The sequence below is a fragment of the Stenotrophomonas sp. a6 genome, assembly GCF_030913325.1.
Taxonomy (GTDB): domain Bacteria; phylum Pseudomonadota; class Gammaproteobacteria; order Xanthomonadales; family Xanthomonadaceae; genus Stenotrophomonas; species Stenotrophomonas maltophilia.
In genome coordinates this window covers 749962-773071 of record NZ_CP133161.1, presented here as the reverse complement: position 1 = coordinate 773071, position 23110 = coordinate 749962, and the positions used below count along the sequence as shown (strand labels likewise).

General features: G+C 67.7%; 21 protein-coding genes. 8 read left to right on the top strand and 13 right to left on the bottom strand.

Annotated features, from left to right (window positions below):
• Positions 1-3: 3 nt before the first annotated feature.
• The 4 genes from Q9Q79_RS03475 to Q9Q79_RS03460 all read right to left on the bottom strand — a co-directional run bounded on the left by Q9Q79_RS03475 (position 4) and on the right by Q9Q79_RS03460 (position 3729).
• Positions 4-621 carry a LemA family protein gene (locus Q9Q79_RS03475; RefSeq protein ID WP_005408129.1) on the bottom strand — a complete coding sequence of 206 codons (618 nt, stop codon included), beginning with the start codon at positions 619-621 and terminating at the stop codon, positions 4-6.
• A gap of 546 nt (positions 622-1167) precedes the next feature.
• Positions 1168-2328, bottom strand: a complete 1161-nt coding sequence (locus Q9Q79_RS03470; protein ID WP_065183607.1) for an MFS transporter — start codon at positions 2326-2328, stop codon at positions 1168-1170.
• Positions 2329-2550: 222 nt separating this feature from the next.
• Positions 2551-3300: a TerC family protein gene (locus Q9Q79_RS03465; RefSeq protein WP_005408127.1), complete on the bottom strand. Its 750-nt coding sequence runs from the start codon at positions 3298-3300 to the stop codon at positions 2551-2553.
• Between the two features lie 33 nt (positions 3301-3333).
• Positions 3334-3729: a diacylglycerol kinase gene (locus Q9Q79_RS03460; protein WP_005408126.1), complete on the bottom strand. Its 396-nt coding sequence runs from the start codon at positions 3727-3729 to the stop codon at positions 3334-3336.
• A 212-nt stretch (positions 3730-3941) separates the two neighbouring features.
• Here Q9Q79_RS03460 and Q9Q79_RS03455 point away from each other — a divergent pair, with 212 nt between their 5' ends.
• Entirely contained in the window at positions 3942-4643 is a 702-nt protein-coding gene (locus Q9Q79_RS03455; protein WP_049450179.1) for an SGNH/GDSL hydrolase family protein, read from the top strand.
• A gap of 311 nt (positions 4644-4954) precedes the next feature.
• Here the strand turns inward: Q9Q79_RS03455 and Q9Q79_RS03450 are convergent, their stop codons facing one another.
• The 3 genes from Q9Q79_RS03450 to Q9Q79_RS03440 form a co-directional block, all read right to left on the bottom strand.
• On the bottom strand, positions 4955-6226 hold the full coding sequence (locus Q9Q79_RS03450) for a HAMP domain-containing sensor histidine kinase (RefSeq protein WP_005412286.1): 1272 nt from the start codon (positions 6224-6226) through the stop codon (positions 4955-4957).
• A 156-nt stretch (positions 6227-6382) separates the two neighbouring features.
• On the bottom strand, positions 6383-7096 hold the full coding sequence (locus Q9Q79_RS03445) for a response regulator transcription factor (RefSeq protein ID WP_002811889.1): 714 nt from the start codon (positions 7094-7096) through the stop codon (positions 6383-6385).
• 87 nt (positions 7097-7183) lie between these two features.
• Positions 7184-7828 (bottom strand): arylesterase, encoded by a 645-nt coding sequence (locus tag Q9Q79_RS03440; RefSeq protein WP_065183606.1) that lies wholly within the window; start codon positions 7826-7828, stop codon positions 7184-7186.
• Positions 7829-7903: 75 nt separating this feature from the next.
• Between Q9Q79_RS03440 and Q9Q79_RS03435 the strand changes: the two genes are divergently transcribed.
• Together Q9Q79_RS03435 and Q9Q79_RS03430 are read left to right on the top strand one after the other, a co-directional pair.
• Positions 7904-8551 carry an ATP-binding cassette domain-containing protein gene (locus tag Q9Q79_RS03435; RefSeq protein WP_005408121.1) on the top strand — a complete coding sequence of 216 codons (648 nt, stop codon included), beginning with the start codon at positions 7904-7906 and terminating at the stop codon, positions 8549-8551.
• Positions 8548-11064, top strand: a complete 2517-nt coding sequence (locus tag Q9Q79_RS03430) for an FtsX-like permease family protein (RefSeq protein WP_065183605.1) — start codon at positions 8548-8550, stop codon at positions 11062-11064. The genes Q9Q79_RS03435 and Q9Q79_RS03430 overlap by 4 nt, the downstream gene beginning before the upstream one ends.
• A gap of 107 nt (positions 11065-11171) precedes the next feature.
• Here Q9Q79_RS03430 and Q9Q79_RS03425 read toward each other — a convergent pair whose 3' ends face one another.
• The 5 genes from Q9Q79_RS03425 to Q9Q79_RS03405 form a co-directional block, all read right to left on the bottom strand.
• Positions 11172-12098 carry a DUF6607 family protein gene (locus Q9Q79_RS03425; protein ID WP_062607785.1) on the bottom strand — a complete coding sequence of 309 codons (927 nt, stop codon included), beginning with the start codon at positions 12096-12098 and terminating at the stop codon, positions 11172-11174.
• A 73-nt stretch (positions 12099-12171) separates the two neighbouring features.
• Positions 12172-12771 (bottom strand): Hemin transport protein, encoded by a 600-nt coding sequence (locus tag Q9Q79_RS03420; protein WP_088610994.1) that lies wholly within the window; start codon positions 12769-12771, stop codon positions 12172-12174.
• A gap of 4 nt (positions 12772-12775) precedes the next feature.
• Complete coding sequence (locus Q9Q79_RS03415; RefSeq protein ID WP_201863844.1) at positions 12776-14983, bottom strand: TonB-dependent hemoglobin/transferrin/lactoferrin family receptor; 2208 nt, start codon at positions 14981-14983, stop codon at positions 12776-12778.
• A 189-nt stretch (positions 14984-15172) separates the two neighbouring features.
• Complete coding sequence (locus tag Q9Q79_RS03410; protein WP_005412278.1) at positions 15173-15367, bottom strand: hemin uptake protein HemP; 195 nt, start codon at positions 15365-15367, stop codon at positions 15173-15175.
• Between the two features lie 304 nt (positions 15368-15671).
• Positions 15672-16643: an aldo/keto reductase gene (locus Q9Q79_RS03405; protein WP_049397461.1), complete on the bottom strand. Its 972-nt coding sequence runs from the start codon at positions 16641-16643 to the stop codon at positions 15672-15674.
• A 193-nt stretch (positions 16644-16836) separates the two neighbouring features.
• Between Q9Q79_RS03405 and Q9Q79_RS03400 the strand changes: the two genes are divergently transcribed.
• Complete coding sequence (locus tag Q9Q79_RS03400; protein ID WP_005408115.1) at positions 16837-18135, top strand: nucleoside transporter C-terminal domain-containing protein; 1299 nt, start codon at positions 16837-16839, stop codon at positions 18133-18135.
• 25 nt (positions 18136-18160) lie between these two features.
• Positions 18161-19126: a ribokinase gene (locus tag Q9Q79_RS03395; RefSeq protein ID WP_005408114.1), complete on the top strand. Its 966-nt coding sequence runs from the start codon at positions 18161-18163 to the stop codon at positions 19124-19126.
• A 65-nt stretch (positions 19127-19191) separates the two neighbouring features.
• Here Q9Q79_RS03395 and Q9Q79_RS03390 read toward each other — a convergent pair whose 3' ends face one another.
• Positions 19192-20412, bottom strand: a complete 1221-nt coding sequence (locus Q9Q79_RS03390; protein WP_049397448.1) for an MFS transporter — start codon at positions 20410-20412, stop codon at positions 19192-19194.
• Between the two features lie 92 nt (positions 20413-20504).
• On the opposite strand from Q9Q79_RS03390, the gene Q9Q79_RS03385 reads away from it, so the two are divergent.
• The 3 genes from Q9Q79_RS03385 to dusB all read left to right on the top strand — a co-directional run bounded on the left by Q9Q79_RS03385 (position 20505) and on the right by dusB (position 23106).
• A complete protein-coding gene (locus Q9Q79_RS03385) occupies positions 20505-21422 on the top strand; it encodes a LysR family transcriptional regulator (RefSeq protein WP_005408112.1) in 918 nt (305 codons plus the stop codon).
• 109 nt (positions 21423-21531) lie between these two features.
• Positions 21532-21963, top strand: coding sequence for a hypothetical protein (locus tag Q9Q79_RS03380; RefSeq protein WP_024957301.1), 432 nt, complete (start codon positions 21532-21534; stop codon positions 21961-21963).
• 147 nt (positions 21964-22110) lie between these two features.
• Positions 22111-23106, top strand: a complete 996-nt coding sequence (gene dusB, locus Q9Q79_RS03375; protein WP_012479176.1) for a tRNA dihydrouridine synthase DusB — start codon at positions 22111-22113, stop codon at positions 23104-23106.
• Positions 23107-23110: the final 4 nt, after the last annotated feature.

The following is a 23110-nucleotide window of genomic DNA, read 5'->3' as shown; positions in this document are numbered from 1 at the left end:
CGATCAGTGCCCCGGCTGCGGTGCCGGCTGCTGCGGCGTGTTGCCGAAATCGACCGCCGGTGCGTTGGAGATCTGCGCTTCGTTTTCCACGGTGAAGTTCGGCTTGGTCTTGTAGCCGAAGAGCTTGGCGGTGATCACCTGCGGGAACGAGCGGATGTAGGTGTTGTAGTCCTGCACCTGCTGGATGTAGCGGCCGCGGGCGACGGTGATGCGGTTTTCAGTGCCTTCCAGCTGGGCCTGCAGGTCGCGGAAGTTCTGGTCCGACTTCAGCACCGGGTAGTTCTCGGTGACCACCAGCAGCCGCGACAGTGCGCTGCCGAGTTCACCCTGGGCCTGCTGGAACTGCTTGAGCGAGGCTTCGTCGTCGGCGTTGACGTTGATCTGGCCAACACGCGAGCGGGCGTTGGTGACTTCGGTCAGCACGCGCTCTTCCTGGCTGGCGAAGCCCTTCACGGTCTGCACCAGGTTGGGCACCAGATCGGCGCGGCGCTTGTACTGGTTGAGCACTTCGGACCAGCTGGCCTTGACCGCTTCATCCTTCTGCTGGATGGCGTTGTAGCCGCAGCCGGACAGCAGGGAGGCCAGCAGCATCAGGGGCAGGACACGGGTGAACAGGCGCATGGCGGAGGTTCCGGGTGGACTGGGCACCGAGCATGCCACGGTTCGGGTGAAAGACCGGCCATCGGGCGCCGCCCCCTCCGCGGTGGTTGGCGAGGAAGCGTTATCGGGGTCGGCCGGGAGGGTGGGTTGGCTGGGGGGCGCTGCAAGTACGTCCATGTAAGCTCGATCGCCGCATCCATGCGGCTCACGCCCCCAGCCAACCCACCCTCCCGGCCACGGACAATTTCCTGCGCACCGCGGGAAGATCAAAAGAAAAAATCAAAAGCAAAACGCGGTTCTTCAGGCATTCGTGTCGACCAAGGTCGACACCTACCAGAGCAGAACGCCGTTCCGACAGACCGCGGGAATCTGTCGAAGGCGGGGTGGGTCCGGTTGTGGGGGCGTGAGCCGCATGGATGCGGCGACCGAGCTTACATGGACGTACTTGCAGCGTCCCCCTCAACCGGACCCACCCCGCCAACCCACGGAATGCAGGCTTTTGCCGTTGACGTTGACGTTGATTGCAGCGGGTGCAGGGCTGCAAGCCCTGCCGGAATCCAACACCCCTCAGCAGGCTTCAGCCACCGCAGTGCGGGGACGCCCCAGCCATGCCAGCAGCAGGCCCGATGCCGCCAGCAGGCCACCGGCCACCGGAATCGCCGCGTAACCCAAACCCGAGCTGATCACCGCGCCCCCCAGCGCGGCACCCACAGCATTGCCCAGGTTGAACGCACCCACGTTGATCGACGACGCCAGGCCCGGCGCCTCGCTCGCCGCCTGCATCACCCGGATCTGCAACGGCGGCACGATGGCGAAGGTCGCCGCGCCGAACAGCAGCACGCCCAGCGCCGCGGTGGCGTGACTCATGAAGGCCAGCGGCAGCACGAACATCAGCAGGGCCAGGACTGCCAGCAGGATGCGCGTGGCACCGTCCAGCGACCAGTCGGCCATGCGCCCGCCGATGCCGTTGCCGAAAGTGAAGCCGATACCGATCAGCGCCAGCGACATCGCGATGAAGGCGTTGGAGGCACCGGTCAGTTCGGTCAGCACCGGCGCCACGTAGGTGTAGAGGGTGAACATCGCACCCGCGCCGAGCACCGTGGTGCCCATCGCCAGCAGTACCTGCGGCTGCAGGATGGCCTTCATCTCGCGGCGCACGTCCGGGCGCGGGCCCGGTGCCGATGCCGGCAGGGCCAGGCCCAGCGCGGTGATCGCTACCACGCCCAGCACCGCGGTGCCGGCGAAAGACAGGCGCCAGCCCAGCTGCTGGCCCACCCACGTGGCCAGCGGCACGCCGCCGATATTGGCGATGGTCAGGCCCATGAACATGGTGGCCACGGCGGCGGCCTGCTTGTCCTTCGGCACCAGGCTGGCGGCAACCACCGCACCGATGCCGAAGAAGGCACCGTGGTTGAGGCTGGTGACCAGGCGCGACAGCAACAGCAGGCCGTAGTTCGGGGCCAGTGCCGAGAGCAGGTTGCCGACCACGAAGATCGACATCAGCAGCATCAGCGCGGTGCGCTTGCCGAACCGTCCCATCAGCAGGGTCATCACCGGTGCGCCCAGCATCACGCCCACGGCGTAAGCGGTGATCAGCATGCCGGCAGTGGGAATGCCCACGCCCACGCCGTCGGCGATGACCGGCAACAGGCCCATCGGCGCAAACTCGGTGGTTCCGATGGCGAAGGCGCCGACGGCAAGCGCCAGCAAGGCGGCTCTGGAATTCATGGGGAGTCCTGGGGAGGGATTCGGGAGTGCGTAGCCTGCGCGCTTTGCTGTGCTGGATTAAGCCTCGCCCCGGGAAAACACTGTTGATTCTGGTTCACAAGTGGGGCACGGAAACCCGCTGCAAGTGCAAAAACCGCAGCGCCGTAGCAGAGCCGTGCCCCCCACAAACGCAGAACCCCCGGCCGGACCGGGGGTTCTGAGGGACTTACATGCCAGAGGCGCTTACCAGTTGCCGGCGCCCGGCACGTTGTGCTCGCGGGCGCGACGGCGCATCAGCAGGTTCAGCCATTCCACCAGCACCGAGAAGCCCATCGCGGCGTAGATGTAGGGCTTGGGCACGTGCACGTCCAGGCCGTCCAGGATCAGCACCGCACCGATCATCAGGATGAAGGCCAGCGCCAGCATCTTCACGGTCGGGTTGGCGTCGATGAAGCGGCCCAGCGGGTTGGCGGCCAGCAGCATCACCAACACCGACAGCAGAATGGCGGCGACCATGACCGGGATGTGGTCGGCGATGCCAACCGCGGTGATCACCGAGTCCAGCGAGAACACGATGTCGATCACCGCGATCTGCGCGATCACGTAGCCGAACACGGCCGAGGCCTTGGTGGTGCTCGGATCTTCATCCTCGCCGCCGCTGATCAGTTCCTTGATCTCCATGCAGCCCTTGATGATCAGGAACAGGCCACCGACGATCAGCACCAGGTCACGGATGGAGATGCCCATGCCGGCCACCGTGAACAGGTTGGCCGCCATGTGCGCCAGATACGCCAGCGACACCAGCAGACCGATACGGGTGATGCAGGCCACGGCGATACCGAGCTTGCGTGCGAACGGGCGACGTTCTTCCGGCAGCTTGCTGACCGCGATGGAAATGAATACCAGGTTGTCGATGCCGAGCACGATTTCCAGCGCGCTGAGCGTGAACAGGGTTACCCAGGCATTGGGGTCGGCGAGGAACTCAAAGGACATGGAATCTCTTCAAGGCAGTGGGGGAATGGGGTTTCAGCCGTAGCTGCCGGCCAGCGCGTGCGGAACCACGACCAGGGCCCAGCACAACAGCACGTTCATCATCAGCACGAACACCGCCGCCGAGCCCATGTCCTTGGCGCGGCCAGCCAACTCGTGGATTTCGCTGCCGTAACGTTCGATGACCGCCTCGATCGCCGAGTTGGCCAGTTCCATCGCCAGCACCAGCAGCATCGAACCGATCATCAGCGCACGCTCGACCGGCGTCTGCCCCAGCCAGACCGCGACCGGGGCCAGCAGGATCAGCAGGTAGACCTCCAGCCGGAACGACGATTCGTGCAGCCAGGCGGCGCGCAGGCCCTGCCAGGACCAGCGGGCGGCCTGGAAGATGCGGCGCGGGCCGCGCGGCAGATGGCCGAACTGATCAGCCACGGGTGGAACATCCAGCAACAGGGGCGCGGCGCAGCGACCGCTCAGACGCACGGCAGGGAATCATGGGTGCACAGGAATAGGCAGATGGCCGCCATTTTGCCACAAGGCCGCCAGCCGCATCCCGGCGCCGGCCCGGTGAATGGACTGCCAGGGGCAAGCCCCGGCCCGCCCCAGCTTCTATGATGACGTTCCCTTCCCTGCTGGAGCGCCTGATGTCCCGTCGCCGTACCTGCCTGCTGATGCTGGGCCTGCTGACCGCCGCACCGCTGGCCCAGGCCCTGGGCCCGACCACGTCGCCCCGGGTGCCCGAACAGGTCTCCAACGTGGCCTGGGCCGGCGACATGGCCCGGTTCGCCAGCGCCGACCAGGCCAACCCGCCGCCCCGCGGTGGCATCGAATTCATCGGCAGCTCCTCCATCCGCTTCTGGGAGAGCCTGGCCACCGACTTCCCCGGCCAGCCTGTATTCAACCGCGGTTTCGGCGGCTCGGAAGTGCGTGACAGCACCTGGTATGCCGGCCAGATCGTGGTGCCATATGCGCCGTGCAAGGTGTTCTTCTACGCCGGGGACAACGACCTCAACAGCGGCCGCACCGCGACCCAGGTGCGCGACGACGTGGTCGCCTTCGTGCAGCGCGTGCATCGCGACCTGCCGAAGACCAAGGTCGAGTACCTGTCGATCAAGCCGAGCCCGTCGCGGGCGCACCTGCTGCCGGCGATCAACGAGGCCAACACGCTGATCAAGGCCGCGCTGGCCAAGCTGCCCAACACCGGCTTCACCGATATCTACACGCCGATGCTGCGCGCGGATGGCCAGCCGGATGCAACGCTGTTCCGCGAGGACATGCTGCACATGACCCCGGCCGGCTATGACATCTGGACCAAGGCGCTGGCGCCGAAGGTCAACTGCAACTGAGCAACCCCATCCACGCATGGCGTGGATGTACTGCGGATCGCGGGAAACTGTCGAAGGCGGGGCGGTGTGGGTTTGCAGGACCGTTGGCGCCATGGATGGCGCCATCGAGCCCCCATGGGTGAGGGCGCTTTGCTTGCGAAGCACTGCTTCGCAAGCGCCCGAACGCACAGCCGCCAGCGGCTGGGCCGGACCCCGGAGGGGGGTTTACGGCGTGTCCTGCAAACCCACACCGCCCCGCCATTCCACGGAATGCCCGCTTTTGATGTTGATGTTGCCTCGGCGGGTGCCGGGCGCAGCCCGGCAAAATCCCTCTACCGGAAGATCACCGTTGCCTCGGTGCCCTGACCCGGCTCGCTGGCCAAGCTGACCTTCCAGCCGAAGCGATCACACAGCCTGCGTACGATCGACAGGCCCAAGCCGGTACCCTGCGGCCGGCTGGGTTCGGCGCGATAGAACGGTTCGAACGCCCGTGACAGCGCTTCGGGGGACATGCCGATGCCGGTATCGTGCACCACCACCCGGTCGTTGTGCACATGCACGTCGATGCGCCCCTCGTCGGTGTAGCTGCATGCATTGCGCACCAGGTTGCTGACCACCACCTGCAGCACCCGCGGCGGCGCATGCAGCTGCACCGGGCCATCGCTGTGCAGGTGCACCGACACCGGGCGAGCCCCCAGCAGTTCGTTGGCGTTGTCCACTTCATAGCGGACGATGTCGTTGACGTCGAACAGCTCGATCTGCGGTTCGACGTCTGCCTCGCGGGCCAGGATCAGGAACGCATCGATCACCGCTTCCATGTCGCGGCCGGCCCGCTGGATGCGCTGCAGGCTGCGGCGCAGGCGCGGCTGCAGGCTTTCATCACCCAGTGCCATGTCGCTGGCAACGCGGATGACGGTCAGCGGCGTGCGCAGTTCATGGCTGGCATCGCGGGTGAAGTTGCGCTCGCGTGCCACGTGCGCGCTGACCCGGTTGGCCAGCGAGTGCAACGCGGCCGCCAGCTGCCGGGTCTCGCCCTGCATGTCCGCCGGCAGCTTGTTGGGCTCCAGGTCGGCCGCTTCCGGATGCCCCGGGTCCCAGCGCGAGACGCGCCGAGCCAGCCAGTTCACCGGCGACACCAGGCGCTTGGACGCGCGGTAGGTCACCCAGCTGGCGCCATACACCGCCAGCAGGGTCAGCAGCACCGGCACGATGCCGAACCAGAACGCCAGCATCTCTGCGCGCGAGCGCAGGAACACCAGGTACAGGCGGCCAGCCGGGCGCACATCAACCAGCACCAGCTGGTCGTCCTTGGGCAGTTCGTGGAAGCCGGGCTCCAGATTGCGCAGGTTGGCCGGCAACGACAGTGCCGACTGCCCGCTTTCCAGCAGGTAGCCGCGGATGTTCTGGGTATTGGGCGGTGGCTGCACCGGGGACGCTTCGTGCAGCGTCCAGTAGTACGCCGCCTCCTCGCGCAGGGCAGCGCCCACCAGGCTGTGCTTGATCACCAGCGAGACCAGCCACGCACCCAGCAGGATACCCAGGCTGGCCAGCACTGCCTGCAGGATGAAGGCGATACGGATCTTGCGCGGCAGGCCGTGCGGCATTGCGGAGTCCCGGTCAGAGCGCTGCGATTATAGGCAGCGCGCCACGCCGTGCGGGTGCATGGGCGATGACCGGCGGCAACGCCGGCCGGTCATGCCCTGCCCTCGTACGTGGCCACAACCCGGCCGGGCCTGCTGCTGCACCGGCGAGTATCCTGCTCAGGCCATCGGCTGGGCGATGTCGGCAATGCGGTAGCCGGCACTCTGCACGGTGTGCAGCAGCGGACGGTCGAACGGCTTGTCGATGATCTTGCGCAGGTTGTACAGGTGGCTGCGCAGGGTGTCCGAATCCGGCAGGCCATTGCCCCAGATCTCGCGCTCGATCTCCTGGCGGGTGACCACGCGCGGCGATTCGCGCATCAGGATGGTCAGAAGGCGCAGGCCGATCGGCGAAAGCTGCAGCTCGGTGCCGGCACGGGTCGCACGCATGCTGACCGGATCGAGCACCAGGTCGGCCACCTTCAGCACTTCCGAACCGACCTGGCGACGTTCGCGACGGATCAGCGCGCGCAGGCGGGCTTCCAGCTCCTGGATCGCGAACGGCTTGGTCAGGTAGTCATCGGCACCGAAACCCAGGCCGGTGAGCTTGTCGTCCAGCGTGTCGCGTGCCGTGAGCATCAGCACCGGGGTGGACTTGCGCGCATCGTTGCGCAGGCGACGGCACACTTCGATGCCATCCAGGCGCGGCAACATCAAGTCGAGCACCACGACGTCATAGCTGTTCTCCGCCGCAAGGCGGTAGCCATCCAGGCCGTCCTGTGCATAGTCGACTTCGAAGCCGCGACCTTCCAGGTATTCCCCGATCATCTCGGAGATGTTGCGGTTGTCTTCGACCACCAGCACCAAGCCGGAGGTCTCCTTCGTCTGACGCATGTGATTCCCTCTAACTTCAGCTTTGTGAAACATGCCGGATCGACGGTGGACGCGATGTGAAGTTCCGTCAAGAGGTAAACAAACGGTTCAGAGCAGCGGCCTCAGCAGCGGCCAGACGTTGTCCAGCACCTTTGGCTGCGCCTGTGCGGTCGGGTGCAGGCCGTCGGCCTGCATCATGCCCGGCTGCAGGGCGACACCCTCCAGCAGGAAGGGCAGCAGCGGCACCTTGTACTGCGTGGCCAGCGCCCTGTAGGCCGCCGCCAGGCGCTGGCGATAGGCCGGCCCATAGTTGGGCGGCACGTCGATGCCCAGCAGCAGCACCTTCGCGCCGGCCTTCTGGCTGGCCTGCACCATCTTTCCGAGGTTGCCCTGCACCTGCGCCGGGGTCAGCCCGCGCAGTGCATCGTTGCCGCCAAGGGCGATCACTACCACGGTCGGCTTTTCCTTCGCCAGCAGGCCCGGCAGGCGGGTGAGTGCGCCGGCGGTGGTCTCGCCGCTCATGCTGGCGTTGACGATGCGCGCCGGGGTTTTCGACTGCTGCCTGACCCGCTGCTGCAGCAGGCTGACCCAGCCGGCGTCGGCAGGGATATTGTGGGCAGCACTGAGGCTGTCGCCGAGCACCAGCACGGTGCCGGCCGGACCTTTGGCACAGGCCAGCCCCGGCAACAGCAGGAACCCTAGCAGCAGCACCATCATCGCGCCGGCTCGCCGGCTCCATCCCGTCTTGCGCATTGGAGTCTCCTCATCGACAGCCTGTCCCCCCGCAGCGCGCCCGTCGCCATCGCCGTCGACCAGGTCGGCAAGTCCGTGCAGGGCCCGGAGGGTGAAGTCCACATACTGGACAACATCACCCTGACGGTCCATGAAGGCACCAGCGTGGCCATCGTCGGCGCCTCCGGTTCCGGCAAGACCACCCTGCTCGGCCTGCTGGCCGGGCTGGACCTGCCCAGTCGCGGCCGCATCGCGCTGGCTGGCCAGGACCTGTCGGCGCTGGACGAGGAGGCCCGCGCCCAGCTGCGCGCGCGTGAGGTCGGCTTCGTGTTCCAGAGTTTCCACCTGCTGCCGGCGCTGACCGCCGCCGAGAATGTCGCGCTGCCGCTGGAACTGGCCGGGCGCGAGGACCGGGCGCGGGTCGATGAAGTGCTGGCCCAGGTCGGGCTGGCCCATCGCGCCCGCCACTATCCGCGCCAGTTGTCGGGCGGCGAGCAGCAACGCGTGGCATTGGCACGTGCGTTCGTCACCCGCCCGCGCATCCTGTTCGCCGACGAACCGACCGGCTCGCTGGACCACGCCACCGGCCAGCACATCAGCGACCTGCTGTTCGAACTCAACGCCGGCAGCGGCACCACCCTGGTGCTGGTCACCCACGACCTGCGCCTGGCCCAGCGTTGCCAGTACATCCACCGCATCGACGACGGCCGCCTGCTGCCGGTCGAGCGTGGGGCGCAGGCATGAACCTGCTGCGGCATGCGTGGCGCGCGCTGCGCCGCGAGGCGCTGGCCGGTGACCTGCTGACCGTGTTCGCCGCACTGGTGCTGGGCGTGGCGGTGATGACCGCGGTCGGCACGCTGGTGAATCGGGTCAACCTGGCACTGACCGGCAGCGCAGCGGAAATGCTCGGTGGCGACCTCGGCATCGCCGGGCGCGATGACCCGCCGCAGGCGTTCGCCGACGAGGCGCAGCGGCGTGGACTGGCCTTCACCCGCATCGCCAGCTTCGGCAGCGTGCTGTTCAACGGTGATGCCAGCCAGATGGCCAGCATCAAGGCGGTGCAGGCGGGCTATCCGCTGCGTGGCACGCTGCGGGTGCGGGCCACACCCGGCGGCGCCCTGGTCGCCGAGGCCGGCATGCCGCCCAAGGGCCAGGCCTATGCCGACCCGCGCCTGCTGCAGGGGCTGGGACTGAAGGCCGGCGACGATCTCGAGTTCGGCGCTGGCACGCTGCGCATCGCCGGCATCATCGAGGCCGAACCGGATACCGGTGGCGACCTGCTGACGCTCTCCCCCACCCTGCTGGTCAACCGCGCCGATGTGGAGGGCACCGGCCTGCTCGGCCCTGGCAGCCGCATCAACTACCGGCTCATGTTCGCCGGCTCCGCCGACCAGGTTGCCGCGTTGCGCCAGTGGCTGCTGCCACAGGTGAAAGGCCTTCGCCTGCTGAGCGTGGACGACACCCAGCGCGGCGTGCGCCAGGCCTTTGATCTTGCCGGGCGCTTCCTCGGCCTGAGCGCGCTGCTGGCGGTATTGCTGGCCGGCGTGGCGACCGCGCTGGCGGCCAACCGTTTTGCCCTGCGCCGCATCGACCAGGTGGCGATCCTGCGCTGCCTGGGCGCGCGCCAGCGCGACATCCTGCTTGGCCTGGCGCTGCAGCTGCTGATGCTGGCGCTGCCGGCCTGTGCGCTCGGCATCGGCCTGGGCATGGCCGCGCAGGAAGGCCTGGTGCAGGTGCTGGGCAGCCTGGTGCCGCAGCGCTTGCCGCTACCCGAGGCAATGCCGGCCCTGACCGGCGCCGGCATCGGCCTGTTGCTGCTGTTCGGCTTCGGCCTGCCGCCGCTGCTGCGCCTGCGCGGGGTGCCGCCGATGCGCGTGCTCAACCGCTCCTTCGCCGCCCTGCCCCCGGCCTCGCTGCTGGCCTACGTAGCAGCGCTGGCGGCGAGCCTGCTGCTGGCGGTGCAGGTGACCGGTGATCTCAAGCTGGCGCTATGGGTGCTGGGCGGCCTGGCCGCGTTGGCGGTCGCGGCCGGAGTGGTCGGCTTCGTGCTGCTGCAGCTGCTGCGCGGCCTGCAGCACCGCCTGCACGGCCACTGGCGGCTGGGCCTGGCGGCGCTGACCCGGCGCCGGATGCTGGCGGTGATGCAACTGGTCGGGCTGTCGTTGTCGCTGTGCGCGCTGTTGCTGCTGGCGGTGACCGGCCCCGGCCTGCTGCAGCAATGGCGCGAACGCCTGCCCGCGGATACGCCGAACTACTTCCTGATCAACATCCAGCCCGAACAGCGCGACAGCGTGCTGGCCGCGCTGCGTGGACTGGGCGCCAACGACGCCAGCATCGAACCGATGGCCACCGGCCGCCTGATCGCGATCAACGGCAAGCCGCCGCTGCGCGTGGATCGCGAGCCCGGTCAGGACGGACAAGCGGCACAGGGCGAAGCCCAGCGCGATGATGACGACGAGAACCGGCCGTTGAACTTCAGCTGGCGCAGCAGCTTCCCGCCGGCCAACACGCTGATGAACGGCACCTTCTGGACGCCCGACAGCACGGCGGCGGAGGCGTCGGTTGAAATCGGCTGGGCCAAGCGCTACGGCGTGTATCCGGGCGACCGCATCACCATTGCAGTAGGCGAGCAGAAGCGCGAGTTCACCGTCACCAGTGTGCGCAAGGCCGACTGGAACACCTTCCGGCCGAACTTCTTCGTGCTGCTGAATCCGAATGCGGTGGGCGACACCCCGCACAACCTGCTGTCGGCGTTTCATCTGCCGGCCGGCAAGGCAGCCGGGCTGGGCGAGCTGGTGCGCGCGCAGCCCAACCTTTCGCTGCTGGACGTGGACGCGGTGATCTCGCAGGTGCGCGATGTGATGGAACGGGTGGCACAGGCGGTGCAGCTGGTGATGGTGTTCAGCCTGCTGGCCGGCGTGCTGGTGCTGCTGGCCGCGCTGCAGGCCACGGCGGGCGAGCGCCGCTACGACAGCGCGGTGCTGCGCACGCTGGGCGCGACCCGGCGCCAGCTGCGTGGCGCGGTACTGGTGGAATTCGGCGCGCTGGGCACGCTGGCCGCGTTGCTGGCGGTGGGCGCCGCGGCTGTGATCGGCGTGGCGGTCTCGCAGAAGGTGTTCGAGCTGCCGTTGCTGCCGCCGTGGCCGGGCCTGCTGGTCGGCGGCGTGGTCGGCATCGGGCTGAGCCTGCTGGCGGGCTGGTGGGGTACGCGGGCGATCCTGCATACGCCACCGGCATTGGCGCTGCGCGAGGCCTGAGGCGGCGCCGAACCGGGGCGCGTGCCGAGCAAGCTCGGCACCTACCAAGAGCCCAGGACGGCGCTGCCAGTGTTCAAGGAACAAGCGCATCCACGCATGGCGTGGATCTACTGGGCCTTTTCCACGTACTTGGCGAACACTTCGTCGATCTGCGTGTCCTTCACCTTCTTGCCGGACTGGATCGCTTCGGCCTGGGTGAACAGCGGAATGATCATCGCCATGCCGTCGATCCTGGTCTTCAGGTGCACGCCCGGGGCCTGGGTCAGGAAACCGTCCCAGCGCTGGCGCACCTTGGCCCAGTAACCGGCGGTGGCCTTCCAGTAGTTGCGCGCCGGGGTGAAGTCGACCTCGGTGGTCTTCACGTAGTCGTTGAAGCCGAACTCGCGTGCGATCTCCACCTGGCTGCCATCGGCGTTGCGCTGCACCTTGGTGTTGAACTGTTCGTGGGTCCAGCCATTGGGCGTGAGCGTGTGGCGGTTGACCACGGCCAGCGCGTTGTAGTCGCTGCGCTTGGTGTACTCACGGCGCGGCAGCGGGCGCCAGCTCAGATCGCTGGTCCAGCTCGGCACGTTGTTGGTGTAGGTCCAAGTGCCGGTGCCGCAGTAGCGCGGTGCGTCGCTCACTTCGTACACGCACTGGGTCCAGGCGCCCTGGTTCACCGCCGACGGAATACTGCGCACCTTCCAGGTCTGGTCGGCGCTGAACTCGAAACGGTTCGGTGCTTCGTACACCCAGTCCTGGCGCCAGTGCTTGGTGATGTGGCCGCTCTTTTCATCCAGCAGCAGGTGCTGCAGCACGATGCGCTTCGGCGTGTCCTCGACCACGATGACCACTTCACTGCCGCCGCTGCGCATCGCCGGTGCACGCTCGTAGCCCGGCTTCAGCAGCACGGTCTCGTCGAAGGCGAAGTCCACGGTGTACTCACCCTGCATGGCGAGGATGCTGTCGTGGTCGCGGGCGATATCGGAGGGCTGCGCGCTGGCCACGCCGCTGGCGGCGAGCAGCAGCATGGCGCTGGCTGTCTGGAGCTTCATCGGGGTCTTCCTTCGGGGTTGCAGATTCATTGAGGGGCCATCCGTGGCCAACGGGCGTTCCATCAGGAGAGGGTCACAGGCGGATCAGCGGCAGGTCGCCGGGAATCTGGGGCGCCGGACGCCTGGCGGCGTCGGCACAGCAGCAGTCGTCGATCGCCAGCTCGCCTTCAGCACCTTCCAGGCGTGCGATGCGGCGCGCGGTGGCCGCGCCCAGCGAGGACAGGGTCGACAGACTGGCGGCCAGCGTGCGTCCGTCGTCGGCGGCATGCAGGCGCAGCGCGCACAGGCGCCAGCGCTGGCCGCCAAGATGGCCGGCCAAACGCCGCCACAGGCGTTCGCCAACGCTCGCCTCGCTGTCGTGTTCCGGTCCCGGCGGCAGCGCCGCGACCAGACGGTCCCAGGCCAGGAAATCGCTGTCGGGCAGCAGGTACAGGCGCCACACGCAGCGGCCGCGGCCATCAAGGAAGCACAGGCTTTCGCGCAGGCCCTCGCTGTCCACGCCCTGGCAGGCGTGTACGCCTACGGCCTGGCGCCAGCCGCCCAGCTCGTTGCCGTCGGCGTGGTACAGGCACAACACGGTGCCGAGCGTGGCCAGCTGTGCCGGGGTCGGCCAGGCCGCGCTGTTCGGCGCGGCGATGGAGTCATTCCTGCGTGCGGACAAGGCTCGGCTCATGAGGTCACCAGGAAACGGCAAGGCTGGCGGACAAGGTGCGGCCCGGGCTGCTGAAACGATCGCTCAGTGCGCGATCGGTGATCAGGCTCGGGGTGATCGACGACCATTCGATGTAGCGCTTGTCGGCCAGGTTGAACACGCCGACATTGAAGGTGGCACCCGGCGCGAAGTTCCAGTGCGCCATCAGGTCCAGCACGCCGTAGCCGGCCGGCTGGTAGACGAACGGCGCCGGTGCGTTCGGATTGGTCTGCGCCGCAGGCGGCGGCAGGCGCTTCTTGCGCTGCACGAAGGTACCGGCCAGTTCGACGCCCCAGGTATCGGTGTCGTACATCAGGCCCAGCGTGCCACGCAGCGGATCGACCGAGGCCAGCGGTTCGTCATCGGTCCGGTTGTCACCACGCGACCATGCCAACGCACTGCGCAGCGCCCAGCCCTTCAGCGCCGGGCTGAGTTCGCCGAACTCGATGCCGGCCTTCATTTCCGCGCCATAGATGCGCGCGTCGGCGATGTTCTGCGACTGGAACACGGTCAGACCCTGTGCGTTGCGACCGGTATCGACGTTGGACTGGATGAAATCCTTGTAATCGTTGTAGTAGCCGCTGACGCTGACGTACGCCGCCGGCGCGATGAAGCGCAGGCCCATTTCGTAACCGTCGCTGGTTTCCGGCTTCAGATCCGGGTTGGCGATGGCGGTATAGCGGAAGGCGACGTTGGTCAGGCCGATGTTGACGTCGTTGTACGGCGGCGAACGGAAGCCACGCGCATAACCGGCGAACAGCGACCATTCGTCGGTGAAGCGCCAGACCATGCCCAGCTTCGGCGACACGCTGGTCTTCTTCAGCTGCGCCACGGCCGTGGTCGGGTTGTCTTCGGCGAAGATGCTGTCCACTTCCGGCTTCAGCTCGTAGCGGTCCACGCGCACGCCCGGCACCAGCGACAGCCTGCCATCGGCAAAGCGCATCTCATCCTGTGCATACAGGCCCAGCTCGGTGGTCTTGCTGATCGGGAAGTCACGCACCGGGAAGGTGTCCGGCAGCACCGTGTTGCTGACCACGCCAGCCTTGCTGACCTGATAGCCGTCGCGCTTCTGGCGGATCTCGGTACGGGTGCCTTCGAAACCGTAGGTCAATGCGTGCTCGACGCTGCCGGTGGTGAACGCCTTGTTGAACTGCGCCTGCAGGCCATAGGCATGCTGGTCGAAGGAGAACACGCGGTGGCGGCGGGTGCCGTCGGTGCGGGTCTCGTCGGTCTGCTGCCGGGTTTCGCTGTTCTGCGCGTACACCTGCCAATGCAGGCTGTCGGCGAACGGCTGGTCCAGCGCATCCATCTCGTGGGCGAAGGACACGCGGTTGCGCTTCTGGGTGTCGTGGGACTTCATGCCAGTGGCCGCAGCCATCGCGCCGGGGCGCGGTGCAACGCTGGCGATCGCCGACAGCACATTGGTATCGGTCGTGTCTTCGTTGCCTTCCACGGTCAAGCGGAAGCGCTGGTCCTCGCTGGGTGCATAGACCAGTTTGCTGAGCAGGCTGCGGCCGTCGCGATCCTGCGGATTGGACGCGGTGCGGGTGTCGTTGTCGCTGCGCACCGTGCCCTTGTTGTCCGTTTCCTGGCCCTGGTGATGGTTGACGTTGACCAGGCCGCTCCAGTGGTCGCCACCGAAGACGGCGGTGGCACCGCCGAGCAGGCCCTTCCACTCACCGTCGTAGCCGAACTTCAGGCCGAAGTAGCTGTTCTTGCCGTCCTTGAGATAGTCGGCCGGGTCTTTGGTCACGAACGCGACCACGCCACCGAGTGCGTCGGAGCCGTACAGCGAGCTGGCCGGTCCACGCACGATCTCGACGCGCTTGAGCGTATCGAGGTCGGTGAAGTTGCGGTTGGAACTGGCGAACGAACCGATGTCGAACCGGGTCGGCATGACGATGCCGTCGGTCTGGATGCGCACGCGGTTGCCGTCCAGGCCACGGATGCGGAAACCATCCAGGCCGAAGCGGGTCGCGCTGCGGGTGACCGACAGGCCCGGCTCGTAGCGCACCAGATCCTTGATGTCCTGCACCAGGTGCCGGTCCATCTGCTCACGGTCGATGACATCCACCGTTGCCGCCACGTCGCTCACCGCCCGCTCGGTGCGGGTGGCAGTGACCTGCACCCGATCGAATTCGCGCGCATCGGGGGCAGCAGTGGCAGCAGCGTGGGCGGACAGCGGCAGCGCCATCCAGACAGCAAGGCAAAGGGCGGTATGGCGGGTCATCGGGTTCGTTCGGTCAGGCAGGGGAACCCCCGGTTACCGGCACACCCGGAAGGTGCACGCGGTAGACCGAGGGGGAGAGAGCGGGAGCGGACGGGTCGCCCACCCTGTCGGCGCTGCCGGCAGGAGGGAGGGAGGCGGGCGACCAGACCGCGATTACTTGGTCAGGATCAGCTTGTCGTTGCTGGTGTGCCGCAGGCGATAGAAGCGGTCGCCGTGCTGGATCAGGATTTCACGACGGCCCTTGAGCAGGGCTTCGCTGTCGATGACCTCTTCCGGCGGAACGACGCGGACCGGACGATCGCGGAGGGTCAGTGTTTCGGGGCGCAGCAGTACAGGTTGAGCATTCATGAGCATCTGGACTCGTGCGAGGGACGAGTTAAATGATAATGATTCTCAGTTGACAATCAACAACCATTCTCAATTTGATTGATGGGATTAATGATCGAATTCCGTAATCCGATAGATCGCATCAATTAAATGGCGACGCAGGTGTGTAGAGTCGACTGTTGGTCGACTGCTGTTGCTCGAAGCAGTCGGTTATTCGAAGCAGTCGACTGACAGTCGACTCTACCGTTCCCGTTCCCGTTCCCGTCCCGTTCCCTCGGCCGAACCGGCCCGAGCGAGGCCCCCGAGGCCCGGCCGGCCCCGGGGTTCAGGCGAAGACGGCTTCGACCTGCGCCCAGCCGGCCGCGTCGACCTGCTCCAGCACGTCCAGTGCCTTCAGGTTCTGCAGCAGCTGGCTGACCCGGCTGGCGCCGAGGATCACGCTGGAAACGTTCGGGTTGCGCAGGCACCAGGCGATGGCCAGCGTGGCCGGGGCGTGGCCCAGCGCGCGTGCCACCTCGCTGAAGCGCCGCACCTGGCCCAGGCGGGCCCCGGCGTCGGCCCCCAGCACCAGGTCCTGCAACCACTCCATGCCTTCCCGCCCCAGCCGTGCATCGGCCGGAATGCCCTGGTCGTACTTGCCGGTGAGCAGGCCCGACGCCAGCGGCGAGAAGATGGTGGTACCCAGGCCGGCACCGGCATACAGCGGCGCGTACTCGACCTCGACCCGCTCGCGGTGCAGCAGGTTGTACTGCGGCTGCTCCATCGACGGGCCCTGCAGGTTGCGCGCCTCGGCGATGTCCAGCGCCTGCTGGATCTGCACCGCCGACCACTCCGAGGTGCCCCAGTAGAGGATCTTGCCCTGCCGCACCAGGGTGTCCATCGCATGCACGGTCTCGGCGATCGGCGCGTCCGGATCCGGGCGGTGGCAGTAGTAAAGGTCCAGGTAGTCCACCCGCAGGCGCTTGAGTGCAGCGTGGCAGGCGTCGGTCACGTGCTTGCGCGACAGCCCGCGCTGGGTCGGCCGCGGGTCCTTGGCGCTGCCAAAAAACACCTTGCTGGACACGCAGAAACCGTCGCGCGGCAGGCGCAGGTCGGCGATCACGTCACCCATGACCTGTTCGGCACGGCCGTTGGCATAGCCCTCGGCGTTGTCGAAGAAGTTGACACCATGATCCCAGGCGGCGGCCACCAGGTTGCGCGCCTCATCACGCGGGATCTGGTCACCGAAGGTCACCCAGGCGCCGAAGGAAAGGGCGGAAATCGGCAGGCCGGTGGAGCCCAGGCGACGGTATTGCATGCGAATCTCCTGCTGCGGGCCCGCATCCGGGCCGGGATCGACCCCCATTCTACCTGCCGCCGCCAGCCGCAAGCCCTTGCCGTTGCTGGCCTGATCGGTACCGTTGGCCGCGCGCACGCTGCTTTTTCTTGCCCCGGCCCCTGCCCTGCACTAGGCTTCCCGTTTTTCGCGACGCCCCAGGGGAGTCACTCACATGGTCGAAGGTTTGGGCAGGATCGGCTTCGGCCTGTTCGGGTTGGCGGTGCTGATCGGCATCACCTGGTTGTTTTCCAATAACAAGCGCGCGGTTGACTGGAAGCTGGTTGCCACCGGTATCACCCTGCAGATCGCCTTCGCGGCGCTGGTGATCCTGGTGCCGGGCGGGCGCGACGTGTTCGACGCGCTGGGCCACGGCTTCGTCAAGGTGCTGAGCTTCGTCAACGAGGGTTCCGGTTTCATCTTCGGCTCGTTGATGGACACCAAGAATTACGGCTTCATCTTCGCCTTCCAGGTGCTGCCGACCATCATCTTCTTCTCGGCGCTGATGGGGGTGATGTACCACCTGAACATCATGCAGGCGATCGTGCGCGTGATGGCGTGGGCGATCACCAAGGTCATGCGTGTGTCCGGTGCGGAAACCACCAGCGTCTGCGCCAGCGTCTTCATCGGCCAGACCGAGGCGCCGCTGACCGTGCGCCCGTACATCGCCAGGATGACCCAGTCCGAGCTGCTGACCATGATGATCGGCGGCATGGCACACATCGCCGGCGGCGTGCTGGCGGCCTACGTGGGCATGCTTGGCGGCGGCGACCCAGCGCAGCAGGCCTTCTACGCCAAGCATCTGCTGGCGGCCAGCATCATGGCCGCGCCGGCCACCTTGGTCGTGGCCAAGCTGCTGATCCCGGAAACCGGCACCCCGCTCACCCGCGGCACGGTGAAGATGGAAGTCGAAAAGACCTCCAGCAACATCATCGACGCGGCTGCGGCCGGCGCCGGCGACGGCCTGAAGCTGGCGCTGAACATCGGCGCGATGCTGCTGGCCTTCATCGCCCTGATCGCGCTGCTGAACGCCCCGCTGACCTGGATCGGTGAAGTGACCGGCCTGGCTGCGCAGATCGGCAAGCCGACCAACCTGTCGACCATCTTCGGCTACCTGCTGGCCCCGATCGCCTGGGTGATCGGTACGCCGTGGGCCGATGCCACCACCGTCGGTTCGCTGATCGGCCAGAAGGTCGTGATCAACGAGTTCGTGGCCTACACCGAGTTGTCGCAGATCGTGAACGGCCAGGTGGCTGGCGTCAGCCTGTCCAGCGAAGGTCGCCTGATCGCGACCTACGCGCTGTGCGGCTTCGCCAACTTCAGCTCGATCGCGATCCAGATCGGCGGCATCGGTGGCCTGGCTCCGGAACGTCGCCACGACCTGGCCAAGTTCGGCCTGCGCGCGGTGCTGGGCGGTACCATTGCCACCTTCATGACGGCGACCATCGCCGGCGTGCTGACGCACTTCAGTTGAACCCTTGGTTGAGAAAAGATTCCCTATGAGCAGCAGTGTCGTTGTCGTCGGTTCCTTCAATGTCGATCACGTGTGGCGGTGCGAGTCGCTGCCGGCACCGGGCGCGACCATTGCCGGCCGCTACAGCACCGGCCCCGGTGGCAAGGGCTTCAACCAGGCCGTGGCGGCCTGCCGCGCCGGTGCCGAGACGCACTTCGTGTGCGCGCTGGGCGACGACGCCGGTGGCGCCACCGCGCGCGAACTGGCGGCGCAGGATGGTTTCGGCCTCATCGCCGAAGCCAGCAGCGAACCGACCGGCACCGCCGGCATCTACGTCGATGCCCGTGGCCGCAACACCATCGTGATCGGCCCGGGTGCCAACGCTGCGCTGAGCACCGACTTCCTGCAACAGCAGCAGGCCCTGCTGACCGGCGCCAGGGTGGTGCTGGTGCAGCTGGAATCGCCGGTGCAGACCATCGAAGCGGCACTGGCCACGGCCCGCGAGGCCGGCGTCACCACCGTGCTCAACACCGCACCGGCCGATGCCCCCTCGACCATCGGCCTGCTCAAGCTGGCCGATGTGATCACCCCGAACGAGACCGAGTTCGCTGCCCTGCTCGGCCGCCATGTCGGTGAGCGCGTGGATGCCAACGACGTCGCCGCGCTGGATGGCGCCAGCCTGCACGCGCTGTGCCGCAAGCTGGTCGGCAACGGTACCGTGGTGGTCACCCTGGGCTCGGTGGGCGTGTTCGTGTCGCATGCCGACGAGAACCTGCGCGGCGATACCCAGCCGTACTACCGCGTGGGCGCCGAACAGGTACAGGCCATCGACACCACCGGTGCCGGTGACGCCTTCAACGGTGCGCTGGCCGCGTCGCTGGCGCAGGTGGCCGACGCCCCGTTCGCCCGCCACGTGCGCTTCGCCAACCAGTTCGCCGGTCGTTCGACCGAGAAGGAAGGTGCTGCAGCGGCGATGCCGCGCTTCACCCCGGCCGACGCCGAAGCAAAGTAGATCCACGCCATGCGTGGATGAAGAAGCCCGGGTGTGCAGACACCCGGGCTTTTTTTGTTTGCCTTTCAATGAGGCAGATCCACGCCATGCGTGGATGAGCGAGACCGGGCAAGCTGCCGCAGCAGCAGGCCCGCGACGATTGCCAGCAGCGCCACGGCAGCGGCCACCACGCCCAGCGAGGCAAGCCCGAAGCGTTCGATGGCCCCACCTCCCAGCAGCGCGCCGAGGCCGATTCCGGCGTTGGCCGCGGACACATTCAAGGTTCCCGCCAGCGCCTGCGCCTGGGGCGCCGCACGCATCACCCGCACCTGGCACAGCGGGAACAATGCCGTATGCGCCACACCCCACAGGGCCAGTGCGATCAGCACGAACGTGCCGTGGCCGGCCAGCCCGACACTGGCCAGCATGCCCAGCGCCAGCACCGCGCAGAACACCAGGGTCGCGCCCAGCGGCGCACGATCGACCCAGCGCCCACCCAGTGCATTGCCGATCAACCCGACAGCTCCGAAGCCCATCAGCCACCAACCCACCTGTGCCGCCGGTACCTGCATCAGCCGCTCCAGCACATCGGCCAGGTAGGTATAGGCAGCAAACATCGCGGTGAACACCAGCACCGACAGCAACACATCGCCCAGCAACTGCGGCTGGCGCAGCACTCGTGCCTGTTCGCCCAGCGCGCGCCGCGGTCCGGCCACGGTGTCCGGCATCCACACCGCCAGCGCGCCGGCCATCAACAGCGACAGGGCCGCCAACAGCCAGAAGCTGCCGCGCCAACCGAGGGCGTCGGCGGCCAACGTACCCAGTGGGATACCGAACAGCATTGCGGCGGTGATACCCAGGTAGACCCGCGCGACCGCACGACCGCCCTGCCCTGCAGGGGCCAGCTGCGCAGCAGTCTCACTGGCGGTGCCCCAGAACACCGGCAGGGCCAGTGCCGGCAGCACCCGCGCCAGCGCCAGCAGCCACGGCTGCGTGGCCATCGCGGCCAGCGCGTTGGAACCCGCGAACAACAGCAGGATGGCCACGAACAGGCGGCGCCGGCTGACGTGTGACAGCAGCGCGGTCAACGGTGGCCCGGCCAGCATCACGGTGAACGCGAACAAGGTGACCAGCTGCCCGGCGCGGGCGATGCCCAGGCCAAGGTCGCACGCCAGCGCCGGCAACAGGCCAACGATCAGGAACTCGGTGGTGACGATGACGAAGGCGGACACCGCCAGCAGGACAACCGAAAGGCGTGCGCGGCCGTTTGCGTGGACAGCGGCCGCGGCGGAATCGAGGGAGGACATGGGCAGGCATCAGAACAGGGGCCGCCAGCCTATTTCCTCCCCGGATTCCGATTTCTGCTATGTTTTCCATCGATTCCGGACAGAAATTCCCCATGCTTCCCACCGAGCGCCTGCGCGGCATCGAGGCCTTCGTCGCCACCGCCGATGCCGGCAGCTTCACTGCCGCCGCTGAACGCCTGCACCTGACCAGTTCGGCGGTGGGCAAGACCATCGCACGGCTGGAGGCACGCCTGGGCGCGCGGTTGTTCGAACGCAGCACGCGCCGCCTTCGCCTGACCGAGGCCGGTGAGGGCTTCTACCGCACCTGCGTGCGGGTGCTGGGCGAGCTGGCCGATGCCGAGTCGGTGCTGGTCTCGCACGCAGACGCGCCCGTGGGCCGCCTGCGGGTGGATGCGCCGGCCACCTTCGGGCGCCTCAAAGTCTGGCCGTTGCTGCTGCAGCTGGCCGCCGAGTTTCCACAGTTGCATCCGCAGGTGACCTTCAGCGACCGCTTCAGCGACCTCGCCGAGGACGGCGTCGACCTCGCCGTACGCATCGGCGGTCCCGAGCCGCTGCCCGCCACGCTGGGCAGCCGCCTGCTCGGTTACGAATGCCTGCGCTTCTGCGCCTCCCCGGCCTACCTGCTTCGGCATGGCCAGCCCCGCTCGGCCGCCGAGCTGGCCGGGCATGACGGTGTGCTGTTCGGACGCGCGGACGGCAGCATCGGGCCGTGGCAGGTGGCCGATGGCAGGCAGCGCAGTACACCGCTGCAGGCCCGCGCGCGCCTGGTGGTTGGCAGCGCCGAGGCCCAGGTGGCGGCGGTCGAGGCCGGCTTCGGCATCGCGCAGCTGGCCACCTGGCTGGTCGATGACGCGCTGGCGCGCGGCAGCCTGGTCTCGATCCTGCCATCGCTGGACTGCCGCGGCCTGCCGCTGCGCCTGCTGTGGCCGCAGGGCCGGCAACGGCTGCCACGCGTGGACGTGGCCCTGGACCGTCTCGGCGCCGGGTTGCAGATCGATCCGCCGCGCTGAGCGAAGCGCCATCGGCGGCGGTCGCATCGAACAGCTGCGACTGCCGGTCGCATTGCCCGCATCCCGCCCCTCACCCACCATCCGCGCAGCGTTTCAGCGTGGGCAGGACATGGACGGATTCCCCTGGTTGCTGGTTGCCGCCGCCGGTAGTGCCATCGCAGCCTTGCTGCATATCGGCTGCATTGCCTTCGGCGCCGCGTGGTACAGGTACTTCGGTGCTGGCCAGCGCATGGTCCGGCTGGCACAGGCCGGGCATTGGTGGCCGCCGCTGATGACCGCCGGCATCACTGCCGTGCTGGTGGCCTGGACGCTGTACGCACTGGCAGCCGCGGGCTGGCATTCGCCGCTGCCGGCCAGTCGTCTGGTCCTGTCGGGCATCGCCCTGCTGTTGCTGCTGCGCGCGGCGATGGGCTTCGGGCTGGCCCTGCTCCGGCCCGGCTACAACGGCCGGCGCTTCTGGGTGGTCAGTTCACTGCTCTGCCTCAGCCTGGGGCTGGCCTTCGCGCTGGGTACCGGCCAGGCCTGGCAGAGCCTGGGCTAGCCGCTCACCATCGCCCGCCTGTGGGGGCGGCGGAAGCAACCGTCAAGCATCTGCTGATGCCGGTACGGCATGAGGTCGGTGCCGATCGGCCTGAACCGGACCGCGCCCGACGCGGTCGTACCGCCGCGCGCGCCCTACAATGGGCGCATGCAGATCGGCCCGTACACCATTGCCCCCAACGTCGTGCTGGCGCCCATGGCCGGCGTCACCGACAAGCCCTTCCGCCTGCTGTGCAAACGGCTGGGCGCGGGTCTGGCCGCCTCGGAAATGACCATCAGTGATCCGCGCTTCTGGAACACGCGCAAGTCGATCCACCGCATGGACCATGACGGCGAACCGGCCCCGATCAGCGTGCAGATCGCCGGCACCGAGCCGCAGCAGCTGGCCGAGGCCGCGCGCTACAACGTCGACCACGGCGCGCAGATCATCGACATCAACATGGGCTGCCCGGCCAAGAAGGTGTGCAACGCCTGGGCCGGTTCGGCACTGATGCGCGACGAGCAACTGGTGGCGCGCATCCTCGAGGCCGTGGTCAACGCGGTGGACGTGCCGGTCACGCTGAAGATCCGTACCGGTTGGGACTGCGATCATCGCAATGGCCCGCTGATCGCACGCATCGCCGAGGACAGCGGTATCGCGGCACTGGCGGTGCACGGCCGTACCCGCGACCAGCACTACACCGGCCAGGCGGAGTACGCCACGATCGGCGAGATCAAGGCCGCGCTGCGCATTCCGGTGATCGCCAACGGCGATATCGATTCGCCGCAGAAGGCCGCCTACGTCCTGAAGGAAACCGGCGTGGATGCGGTGATGATCGGTCGCTCGGCGCAGGGTCGGCCGTGGATCTTCCGCGAAGTGGCGCACTACCTGGCCACCGGCGAGGAACTGCCACCGCCATCACTGGCGGAAGTGCGCGACATCCTGCTTGGCCACCTGCACGCGCTGCATGCGTTCTATGGCGAGCCGCAGGGCGTGCGCATCGCGCGCAAGCACCTGGGCTGGTATGCCAAGGACCGGCCGGAGAATGCCGCTTTCCGCGCGGTGGTCAACCGTGCCGAGGATCCGGCCAGCCAGATCGCATTGACCACCGAATACTTCGACCGCCTGATCGCCGGGGAACCGGCGCTGCCTTCGGCGGCCTGAGCCG